The sequence below is a fragment of the Verrucomicrobiota bacterium genome (genome assembly GCA_016200005.1).
Lineage (GTDB): Bacteria > Verrucomicrobiota > Verrucomicrobiia > Limisphaerales > PALSA-1396 > PALSA-1396.
This window is the reverse complement of record JACQFP010000064.1, coordinates 1-11018: the sequence shown is the minus strand read 5'-3', so window position 1 is coordinate 11018 and position 11018 is coordinate 1. Positions and strand designations below refer to the sequence as shown.

The window sequence follows — 11018 nt, the reverse complement described above, 5'->3', positions numbered from 1 at the left end:
GTGAGGGCAGTTGGATTTGCCGATGAGTGAAACCATGAATCACGTCGAGCGCTTTCGCGCGGTGATGAATTTCCAGCCGTTGGACCGGTTGCCGCGATGGGAATGGGCCATGTGGTGGGACGAAACCATCGCCCGCTGGCACAACGAAGGATTGCCGCGCGAAATGAAGTTCAGTCAGGTCTTCGAGATTGCAGCCCACTTCGGCCTCGATCCCTACCAGCAGTTCTGGTTCAGCACCACCGACCCAACCATCGAGGCGACGCAGCATCACGTCGAAGGCATCGTCGGCAACCTGGACGATTACATCCGCGTCCGACCGCAATTATTTCCGGATCACAGTCGCGCCATCGAGAGCATGGCGGCGTGGGCCGAGCGCCAGCGGCGCGGCGACGCGGTGGTTTGGGCGACGGTTGAGGGCTTCTTCTGGTTTCCGCGGACGTTGATGGGTTTCGAGAAGCTCATGTTCGCCTTCGCCGACCAGCCGGAACTGCTGCACCAAATCAACCGCGACCTGCTCGAGTTCAATTTCCGTCTGCTCGATCAAATCTTCCGCGTCTGCGTGCCGACGTTCATGACCATTGCCGAGGACATGAGTTACAACCACGGCCCGATGATCGCGAAGCGGACGTTCGACGAGTTCGTCGCGCCGTACTACCGCCAGCTTTTGCCGCGGCTCCAGGAGCACAACGTCCCGCTGTTCATGGACACGGACGGCGACGTGACGCTCCTCGTGCCGTGGCTTGAGGAACTCGGCGTGCAAGGCGTGCTGCCACTGGAAAGACAGGCGTGCGTGGACGGCTTGAAGCTGCGCCGGCAATTTCCGCGGCTGCTGATGGTCGGGCATTTTGACAAGATGACGATGAACCGCGGCGAGGCGGCGATGCGCGCCGAGTTCGAGCGCCTCGTGCCGTTGATGAAGACCGGCGGGTTTATTCCGAGCGTGGATCATCAGACGCCGCCGGGTGTGTCGCTCGAACAATACCTGGTTTACCTGCGGTTGCTGAACGAGTACACCTCGGGAGGCTGAAAGGGATTCGACGATGGCCAGACGAGAAACCATGACTTCGCGCGAGCGTCTGCTCACGGCGTTGCAGCACGAAACGCCGGACCGCGTGCCGATTGATCTGGGCGGCAACCAGACCGGCATCCACAAGAACGCTTATCGCAATCTGATCGCCCACCTCGGCGTTTCGGACGAAGTGCGCATCCTGGACGCCGTGCAACAACTGGCCGTGCCTTGCGAGGCGGTGCTCGAGCGGTTGCGCGTGGACACGCGCTATGTTCGCGCCGGCGCGGCGGCGAGCTGGAAAGGCGGCATCGTCCAAACCCAGCGCGACGGCAAGCTTTGGCACGACCTCACCGACGAGTTCGGCATCCGCTGGTCCATGCCCGATGACACGCCGTACTACATGGACATCTCGTTGCATCCACTAGCCAGCGCCACGCTTGCCGACGTGAACGATTTTCCCTGGCCCAAGGGCGACGATCCCTCGCGCTTCACCGGCTTGCGTGAGCGGGCGCAGCAGTTGAAGCAGGAGACGCCTTACGCCGTCGTTAGCGGCATCTCGGGCGTGGTCTATGAAATCTGCTGGTACATGCGCGGGTTGGAGCAATGGTTTTGCGATCTGATGACCCAGCCGGAGTTTTGCGAAGCGATGCTGGAACAGACGCTGAAATTCTGGCTCGACTGGTTTCGCCTCTTCCTCGATGAAGTCGGCGACGTGGTGGAAGTGATCATGATCGGGGACGACATCGCCGGGCAGAACGGCCCGCTGTTCAACCCGGAGCTATACCGGCGCATCGTCAAGCCGCGGCACAAACGTCTCGTCCAATACCTCCGCTCCCGCACGAACGCCCGCATCTGGTATCACACCTGCGGCGCGTGCAGTGATTTCATCCCCGACCTGCTCGACAACGGCATTCATATTTTGAACCCGGTGCAAACCAGCGCGAAGAACATGAATCCCGCCGAACTTAAGCGCCGTTTTGGACGCGAACTGGCGTTTTGGGGCGGTGGTTGCGACGCCCAACATGTGTTGTCGCGCGGCACACCGGCGGAAGTGGCGGCGAGCGTGCGGCAGAACGTTGGCGCCTTGATGCCGGGCGGCGGCTACGTTTTCAACAACGTGCATAACATCCAAGGTGAGGTGCCGCCGGAAAACATTTTGACGATGTTCGACACAGCCTACAAGTGCGGCTTCTACTCCTGATCCGTCGTGTGAAGCTTGCGAGAATGAAAACAACTGCGCACAGTCCGGACCAGACGCTTCGCGCTCTGGGTTGAACCGGCTTACAAAGAACGACGATCTATGAACAAGTTCGTGAAACTCCTGCTCCTTGCGGCTGGATTGTGGGTGGCGTTGGCCGCCGCTCAGGTCACGGCGGCGAATGGCGGCGATTTGGCCGCCAGCTTTGCGGCACCGCCGCCTGCCGCCGCTCGTCCGTGGGTCTATTGGATGTGGATGGACGGCAACCTCAGCCGCGGAGGACTCACCGCCGATCTCGAAGCGATGCAGCGCGCGGGCATTGGCGGCGTCATCATCATGGAGGTGGACGTGGGGATTCCCAAAGGCCCGGTGAAGTTCATGAGTGCCGAGTGGCGGCAACTTTTCAAACACGTCGTCGCGGAGGCGGAGCGGCTCGGGCTGCAAATCACCCTCAATGCCGGGCCCGGTTGGACCGGCAGCGGCGGGCCGTGGGTCAAGCCCGAGCAATCCATGCAACACCTCGTCGCCAGTGCGGTTGAGGTCAGCGGCCCAACCAACTTCAACGCCTTGCTGCCGCGCCCAATTCCGCGCAAGCCGTACTTCGGCACGGGTGGCCTGCCGACGGAATTGCTCAAGGCGCAAAATGAGTTTTACCGCGATGTTGCCGTACTCGCGCTTCCGACTCCGGTTGGCGACGAACGCATTGCCGACATTGACCACAAGGCGCTTTATGTGCGCGATCCGTTTTCCTCCATGCCTGGCGTTAAACCGTTTATTCCCGCGCCAGCGGAATTTCCCGCGTCGCCCAGGGGCGCAACCATCGCTTCCGGCGGAATTCTCGATCTTACCGACCGCCTCGACTCCGAGGGCCGACTGACGTGGAACGCGCCGTCAGGCAACTGGACTGTGATGCGATTCGGTCGTACCAGCACCGGCGCGAACACGCGGCCTGCGCCGACGCCCGGCCTCGGGCTTGAATGCGACAAATTCGACAAGGCTGCGCTGGACTCCCACTACGAGCATTTTGTTGGCGCATTGCTGCGCGAACTTGGCCCGGACAAACGCCGCGATGTGGGTTTGACTTCGCTGCACATTGACAGTTGGGAAATGGGCGCGCAGAACTGGACCGCAAACTTCCGCGAAGAATTCCGCCGCCGCCGCAGGTACGATCCACTCCGCTACCTCCCCGCCTTCACGGGCCGCATCGTGGACTGCAGTGAAGTTTCGGAGCGTTTCCTCTGGGACGTGCGCCAGACCGCGCAGGAACTCGTCATCGAAAATCACGCGCAACATCTGAAGGAACTTGCGCACCGTCACGGCATGGGACTTTCCATCGAGCCTTACGACATGAATCCGACCGCGGATTTGAACCTCGGCGCGGTGGCCGACGTGCCGATGTGCGAATTCTGGGCGAACTGCTTCGAGTCTTGGTACAGTTGCTTCGAAGCGGCCTCCATCGCCCACACCGGCGGGAAACCCATCGTGGCGGCGGAGTCCTTCACTTCCGATGACAAGGAGCGCTGGCAATTTCATCCGGGCAGTTTGAAAGCGCTCGGCGATTGGGCGTTTTGCTCTGGCGTGAACCGCATCGTCTTCCATCGTTACGCGCATCAACCGTGGCTCAACCGCGCGCCGGGAATGACCATGGGGCCGTACGGCGTCCATTGGGAGCGCACACAGACCTGGTGGGCCATGGTGACGAACTTTCATGAGTACCTCGCGCGCTGCCAGTTCATGCTGCGACAAGGTGTGGCTGTGGCGGACATTCTCTACCTCACGGCCGAGGGCGCGCCGCAGGTCTTTCGGCCGCCGCAGTCCGCCCTGCGCGGTAATCCGCCGGATCATTTGGAATACAACTTCGACGCCTGTTCGCCGGAGACGCTGCGGGCGCGCGCCACGGTGAAACGGGGCAGGATCGTTTTTCCCGGAGGCACAAGCTACCGACTGCTCGCCTTGCCGAACGTGGACACGATGACGCCCGGATTGTTGCGCAAGGTGAAGGAACTCGCGCAAGCTGGGGCCACGATCGCAGGCACGCCACCGCGCAAATCACCGAGCCTGGCGAACTATCCACAGTGTGATGCGGAGGTGCAAAATCTTGCCCGTGAGATCTGGGGTGCGTTTGGAGTCCCGGCTTTAGCCGGTCGGGCGTCCCAACCGCCTGAAGGCGGAACTCCCAACCGGCAGCGCCGCCTTGGCAAAGGTCGGATCGTTTGGAGCACTGCACTCACGAACCACGGCGGGACGACTGAATTGCCGGCGGATGCGGCATTCGAGATTTATCCCGACTACGCCGCGTTGGCGGTAATGTTACGCGCGGACGGCTTGCCGCCGGATTTCGAGTCGGACGGGCCATTGCGGTACACACATCGGCACGACGGCAACACCGAAATCTACTTTCTGGCAAACCGCAGTGCCGAGACTTGCATCACGACAGCGGCATTCCGCGTTTCGGGAAAAGCACCCGAGCTGTGGAATCCGCTCACGCGAGAAATCCGCCGGGCGCAAGTCTGGCAGGAGCGTGATGGACGCACGTTCGTGCCGCTGAAACTCGAAGCGCACGATTCGGTGTTTGTCGTGTTCCGTCACTCTGCAAATGCGTCATCGGCGAAAGCGTCCGGCCGCAATTGGGACGAGTTTGCACCGGTCCAAGAAATCAAGGGTCCGTGGGAGGTTCGTTTCCAACCGGGCCGTGGCGCGCCGGAGCAGCCCAGTTTCGAGACGCTGGCGGATTGGTCGAAGCACGCCGACCCGGGCGTGAAGTATTTCAGCGGCATGGCAACCTACCGCAACGCGTTCAACTGGAAGCCGGAGAACTCTCAACCTTCAACACTCAACCCTCAACTTTTCCTGGATCTTGGCCACGTCGAGGTCATGGCACGGGTGAAAATCAACGGCAAAGACGCAGGCACGGTCTGGAAGTCGCCGTTCCGCGTGAATATCAATGGGTCGTTGAAGTCCGGCGAGAATCAGCTCGAAATCACGGTTGCGAATCTTTGGCCGAACCGCTTGATCGGCGACGCGGCTCTGCCAAAGGAACAGCGTGTGGCATGGACGACTTGGAATCCATTCGCCAAGGATACGCCGCTACTGGAGTCCGGTCTGCTGGGTCCGGTGACCATCGTTAACGGAATGTAAATGCTTCCTGAGGCCAACGCGCCGGGCGCGTGGAGCACAACGCCGCGGGAGAGGTTGGGCTTTACTGCACCTCCACGTAGGGAATTTTAAGCAGAAAAGCGATGATCCGAATGACCGGCATCACCCGACCCACACCCAGCGCGCAATGATGCGTGGGTCCTTCCAGACACCAACGATTCACGAAGTTCGTCAAGCCGCCGGCGAATTTGATCCGGCTGTTGGTGTTTCCAATCTGCAATGTCGGGCCGGGAATGCTTTCGCCCTCGGCGGCGAGCATTTTCAAGCGGCCATCGGCGGTTTGCGTCAGCGCCAAGAGCGTGACCGGTCCGAGCTTCACCCGCGCCTCGACGCTGACGCCGAAGCCGCGTTTGCCATGATAAAGACCGAGGCCGCGCAGGATCGGTTTCCCTTCGGCGATGTGGAGGTGAAACGGTCCGTCGTGGCCCATGAGCAGAAAATCCTCATCGAAATCCATCGCGTAAAACTCGGTGTAGCTGCCGCCGCAACCGAGCAGGTCCATGATTTTCATCGCCTGACAGTTCTTCAAATCGCCCTCGCCGCTGCATGGGATGCCGCGCGCCGTCAGCAGCGAGCAACCCAGAATCATTCCCGCCGCGAGCCGTTCGTATTCGTCACCGTCGAGACCGCGATAATAGTAGGCGAGGCCGTGCAGATCGAAATCCTCCACGAGCCGGTCGAGCGCCACGGCGACGCGACTTGCCCAGTTCAGTTGCTCCGGTGCCGGCGCGCGCGCCAGCGGATCGGAAGGACTGTCCCGGCTGATCTCGAAAATCTTTTTCGCCTCGCGTTGCTTGGCTTTGATTTCGGGTGATTTTTCATCGGGCAGGCGCTTCGCCAGGTCGCACATCTCCAACACTTCGACGTGTGTCCCCAGTTGCGCGGTGTGTTGGGTGAAGTCGGAATACATGTCCAACATACCGGGATAAGTGTGACCGAGAAAGCCGATGCGGCTGCGCTTGAGCCGGCTGACGACGGACGCCGCGCGCAGCCAATCCTGGATCTCCTGCCAGGCGCGTTGTGAATCGGGATGGTCCGGCGGCGCTTCACCGAATTTGCAGCGCGCGATGCCCAACACACCCGTGACGACGTGGAAATCAATCCTGCTGCGGGCAATCGCGCAGGAGATTTCCGGCACGCAACACGCGCAACAGTTCGCCAGCCATTCGCCCGTGTCGGTCTTCGCGTAATTGAGCGCGCTGACCGGCTGCAGGTTCAGGATCAGCACCGGCACATGAGCTTTCTGCACCGCGGGCAAAACCTGGCTGCTGGTCGCATAAGTCGCGACGTAGCAAACAACGAGTTCAACGGATTCCCGCGCGAACCGTTCACCCGCAGCCGCTGCTTTGGGTGCCGTATCGACGAGCCCCGCATCCACCACTTCACAGAATTCGCCGAGCCGCTGCACGACGGTTTTCTGGTAGCCCTCGAGCCGTTGCTTAAGCCCGTTGAACTGCGGCCAGTACGCGGCGAGGCCGATACCGAACAAACCGACTTTGCCGTGGTGCGTTTGAAGTTTCATGCCCGATAACGGAACCAATCGTAGCTGTTAACTGAGCCACGCCAAGCACAACTCATACGAGGGGTCGCAGCGTGAAATCCGGCCAAGCTGTGTCGGATTTTCACAAAATGGTTTCGGCGAATTTGTTCTGGACGGGAAGGAGAACTTGAAAACGTTCTTAAGCCTCTCAAATGGCGGCCTTCCCCCTGTGGTCTGGAGCCGACACCTCACTTCGGCTTGGAAATGTTGCGCGGAGTCAAAAGGATTTCGTAACGCAGCGCGTCGCGCATCTCAACGGGCCGAAGTTGAACCAGGTTTCCGGGCTTGCGCTGGTCGGTGGGATCGGCGGGCTGTCGGAACTCCGGAAAGGTCAGGTCAACACGGCGGTCGCGCGTCAGCACGGCCCTGGCTTGGAGCGCCCGCTGGTCGCGGTCGGTGCCGGGCAACTCACCCAGTCTGAGCGTGATGCCATTCGGTTTGAGAATTTCGTAAACGATGACTCGATCCTCGCCCTCCCGGGTAACGGCTACCGCGCCATCGATGATGAGCGGCCCAAAGTCCATCGGCCTCGGACAGGCGAAGTAGTCATACTCGTCGCAATGGACGTGGTCCGCGATTTGTCCGTTCCTGCGCGCCCGATATTCCAGGAAGCCGCCCGGTCCCCGCACCAGATACCCGAGTGGTGGAAGCTGGAAATCGTCCACTGTCCAGTCATCGCCGCTCCGGTTGATCCAGGCGCGCGCGCCGTTGGAATACGAAACAATGCAGCGGTTGATGTCGTTGTCCTGAAAATCGATTCGCTCCATCCGGCTCAACCCCAGCATCTGATGAAACGCTTTGGTCATGTAATAAACCTGCAAGCGCCCACCCACGTCGTCCTGCCGGGTGCCGTAGTACAGCGACACGGCTTGCGGCCGGCCAAACAGGAGCGCGAGATTCACCATGTTGGTGTCGTAGTGGTCCGGCGGATAGTAAATGCTCATGTTCAACAACCGCTCCCGATGCACCAGGTCGATGAACGGAAAGTACTGCCACTTGGCGGATTTGATGCCCAGTTCCTCCGGTGGCCGGTAATCCATGAACCAACCGCCATCCATCAGCCCGACGTAATCCTCGCCGCCGCCTTCCGACCAGATCGGCACGTTTCCGAGGAAAGAGCGCGCAAAATCGAACAACGCCTTTTCGCCGCGCAGGTGTTCCCACGCGCCGTGGTGGCCGCCTTTCGAATCGAAATAGTGATGGGGCGCTTTGGACGCATGCACGTCAAGATACAGCGCGTTCGGTCCAACCTCGGCCCGCGTGATGGCCAGATTGGAGTACCGCGTGGCCTTGCTCGATGTGAAACCCGGCTTGCCTTGGTCGTCGTTGAACTCGTGACCGAACACTCCCATCACGCGCTGCGTGGCTTCCATCACATACAACTCCGGCCGCAGCCACGACGAACCCCAATACCCACGCACCCGCTTGCCGTTGCCACGAAACTGAACTTTGTCCTCCGACCAGTCTGCCGCCTTGCGCGGTCCCTCGGCAAAGTAATCCAGATAAAGATCATACGTGGCGTAGAGCGCACCGTAGGGCGCTACCTTTTGCCGGTCCCCCGGAGTTGGAAAGTAAGAGAGCCAGACGAAATCCCGCGCGCCGCGACCTGTCCATTGCTCTAGGAAATCCTCATAGCGCTCGGCGATGGGATACGCCGTCATCATGCCGACCCGCCCGGGCAATTGTGAAAGCGTTGACGGCGCCGGGATCTGAATCGTCTTCCGATACTCGGCGATCGCTTCGTTCGGACCTTTGCCGGTAAAGAAAAACAGATACTGGATCGGCGATTCGCAATAGTTGTACAAATCGTAACGGCCCAACGCCGGATCGAACCTGAAGCCTTTGGCCGGCCCGCCGGTCGCCTGCAACTCAGTCAGACCGTTGGCCATCGTCCAGCACCAGAATCGACAGGTGTTGTAATTGTGCTCGTGTTCAAAAGCCTGCGGCTGATCCAACACGTACATCCGACCAAAGAACATCCGCTCGGCTTCGAGGCCGCCGCCTTGATGGTCGCCCAGACCCAATCGGTCGAGGTGCTGCCCCTTTCCTTCAACCGCGACCTGCACTCTCACGCCGCGGTCCGGCGGTTCCATCCAGAGCGCAAAGTTTATTTTCGTCGGCTCCGTCAATGTGGGATGCCGCAGCACTTGCGCCACTTCAATGCGATTGTCGTTCAGACTTGCGCGCGTGCTTTCGACGACAAATCCGTTGGTGCGGTTATTGATGTGAACATAGAACCCGCCCAGACTGACCTCGCGATTGTTCACCTTGATACGCATCGGGACTTGAAACAATCCGCGACTTTTGGAGACCGCCACCTCAATCGTTTCATCGCCCTGCCAGGTGAGCACCAAGTCGTCGCCCTCCGCTTTGGCGCTCACTCGTGCCGGCACGGGCTTGATTTGAGGGTCAGCCGCCGAAGCCGGATGGATAACTGCCAAAGTGAGCAGGAATTTCAGGAAAACATCCCGCGCTGGAAAAAATGAACAGGGTTTCATTTCAGTTTGATCCAGGTTCGTACGGTCAATGTAACAAAGGCGTTCGCGGCGCCAATAGCGAAACCCGACAGCGGCTTGATGATTTAGCAACGACCAATCGGTTCAGCCTCCTCAGCACCAACGCGTCCAATCCCGAAGTAACCGTCCCTCCGACGGATGTGATCATTTCCGGGACGAACCGTTTTGCCAGAGTCAGAAGATCGTAACCTGACGCGTCCGACGATTCCGCGGTCGGATTTCCAAGGCTGCGCGGTGGTCACGTCTTCCAAACTTTGTCGCATATGCGACAAAGTTTGGGAAGATCCGGTTCATGGTGCCGATGCGCGATTGTGAATCCGTGGTGACTACCCGTGCATAGAAGGCGGGGAGCGAGCTCCGGCCTTGACGTGATCGTTGCGATTATGGTTTGGAAATGGTATCCGCCGATCACATGAAATCCACAACCCTGACTGGCTTGTTGCTCGTTGGATGCACCATCTCGGTTTTCGCCCAGTCCAGGCAAGCTGCCTCGCCTGCCACGAGTCGGCCCGCAGCAAGAGGCCAGCAGCGTGCGGTCGGCACCAAAGACCAGGGAGACAACACCATGGGATTCGTGCAGAATGGGAATAGCGTTGCTGATCCTTTCTCCAAGCAGAATCAAACGGCTGTTGGTATTGACGGTGTGAAAGCCGTCCGCTGCATTGGCGGTGTAGCGGGTGATTCGTCCAATGGTGGCCCGGTAGTAGTCGTTCGAACTGGCGTTGTATCCGGGCAAACCGGAATTGACCAAATGGTAGTGGTCCACCACGTACATCAGGTAGATATAACCGTTGGTGTGAAAATTCGGATCAAGCGCAAACCCGAGCAGACCGAAATCACGATAACCGGCGACCTCGTCGTTGATGTCGATTAGCGGTTGCGCAAGTTTGTTGGTGCCATTTTCCACGATCCAGACTCGACCAGCCCGTTCCCAAACGAACATCCGCCCATCCGGCGCAACGGTTAGTCCCACCGCTTCGTTCCAGGTGCCGCCGATCGTCTGTTCTACAAAGTCGGCGGGAAGTGTCGTCGCATAGACTCGAACTGAACTTAAAACGCCGAAACAAACCAAAGAGACCAGGATCGACTGTGCTCTCTTGAATCGAGTCGTCGCCTGGAGCAACCGAAGCGTTTCAGTCATCATGCCAAACCTCCCTGACTCGATAAGAGCTGGTGGGCAAAAAGCAAATTTCAGAAGGAGGACCAAAGTCTGTCTGATCGACCGCCATAATTTATGGTGGCAAAGGCGAGCCGAGTTGCTTGCGCACAATCTGAGATAACCTTCGCTCCCGTTTGTAAAACCCTCGCCGCAACAGAACAAACACATAAATCTTCTGCGCCCTCGCGCACCACGATGTATATCATTTTTGCGTGAATAATCAAAGCCGAACGCGGGGAATTTAACCGACCACGAAAGCGACAAAAGACGTCAAGAAACCTACATTTACAGCACATTATCGCGCCGTTTCTGAGTCCGTGACCTCAAAGCCGGATTGAATTACGCTACAGGTTAGAGGGGCAGGCCCTGGCGAAGGAAGCCCGTAGGGCGACCGGAGCCAGGGCCTGCCCCTGGCGGTCCAAAACCGAAACGGAAACATG

At 59.5% G+C, this 11018-nt stretch carries 6 protein-coding genes; 3 read left to right on the top strand and 3 right to left on the bottom strand.

The genetic code is table 11. The annotated features are described in order from the left end of the window. Window positions 1–34 precede the first annotated feature (34 nt). From HY298_21505 to HY298_21495, 3 genes are all read left to right on the top strand, one after another. Window positions 35–1027 carry a hypothetical protein gene (locus HY298_21505; protein MBI3852840.1) on the top strand — a complete coding sequence of 331 codons (993 nt, stop codon included), beginning with the start codon at window positions 35–37 and terminating at the stop codon, window positions 1025–1027. Between the two features lie 13 nt (window positions 1028–1040). Then, window positions 1041–2210, top strand: a complete 1170-nt coding sequence (locus HY298_21500; protein ID MBI3852839.1) for a hypothetical protein — start codon at window positions 1041–1043, stop codon at window positions 2208–2210. A 99-nt stretch (window positions 2211–2309) separates the two neighbouring features. Continuing rightward, the gene (locus HY298_21495) at window positions 2310–5345 is read left to right on the top strand and encodes a glycosyl hydrolase (GenBank protein MBI3852838.1); all 3036 of its coding nucleotides are present in this window, start codon (window positions 2310–2312) and stop codon (window positions 5343–5345) included. A 61-nt stretch (window positions 5346–5406) separates the two neighbouring features. Here the strand turns inward: HY298_21495 and HY298_21490 are convergent, their stop codons facing one another. The 3 genes from HY298_21490 to HY298_21480 all read right to left on the bottom strand — a co-directional run bounded on the left by HY298_21490 (window position 5407) and on the right by HY298_21480 (window position 10626). Then, window positions 5407–6885, bottom strand: coding sequence for an L-fucose/L-arabinose isomerase family protein (locus tag HY298_21490; GenBank protein ID MBI3852837.1), 1479 nt, complete (start codon window positions 6883–6885; stop codon window positions 5407–5409). Window positions 6886–7091: 206 nt separating this feature from the next. After that, the gene (locus HY298_21485) at window positions 7092–9401 is read right to left on the bottom strand and encodes a hypothetical protein (protein ID MBI3852836.1); all 2310 of its coding nucleotides are present in this window, start codon (window positions 9399–9401) and stop codon (window positions 7092–7094) included. 256 nt (window positions 9402–9657) lie between these two features. Beyond that, window positions 9658–10626 carry a PQQ-dependent sugar dehydrogenase gene (locus tag HY298_21480; protein ID MBI3852835.1) on the bottom strand — a complete coding sequence of 323 codons (969 nt, stop codon included), beginning with the start codon at window positions 10624–10626 and terminating at the stop codon, window positions 9658–9660. Window positions 10627–11018: the final 392 nt, after the last annotated feature.

Bases quoted from the DNA above. Each gene is read 5' to 3' on its own strand.
- HY298_21505 (MBI3852840.1), top strand. From the start codon at position 35: ATGAATCACGTCGAGCGCTTTCGCGCGGTGATGAATTTCCAGCCGTTG.
- HY298_21500 (MBI3852839.1), top strand. From the start codon at position 1,041: ATGGCCAGACGAGAAACCATGACTTCGCGCGAGCGTCTGCTCACGGCG.
- HY298_21495 (MBI3852838.1), top strand. From the start codon at position 2,310: ATGAACAAGTTCGTGAAACTCCTGCTCCTTGCGGCTGGATTGTGGGTG.
- HY298_21490 (MBI3852837.1), bottom strand. From the start codon at position 6,885: ATGAAACTTCAAACGCACCACGGCAAAGTCGGTTTGTTCGGTATCGGC.
- HY298_21485 (MBI3852836.1), bottom strand. From the start codon at position 9,401: ATGAAACCCTGTTCATTTTTTCCAGCGCGGGATGTTTTCCTGAAATTC.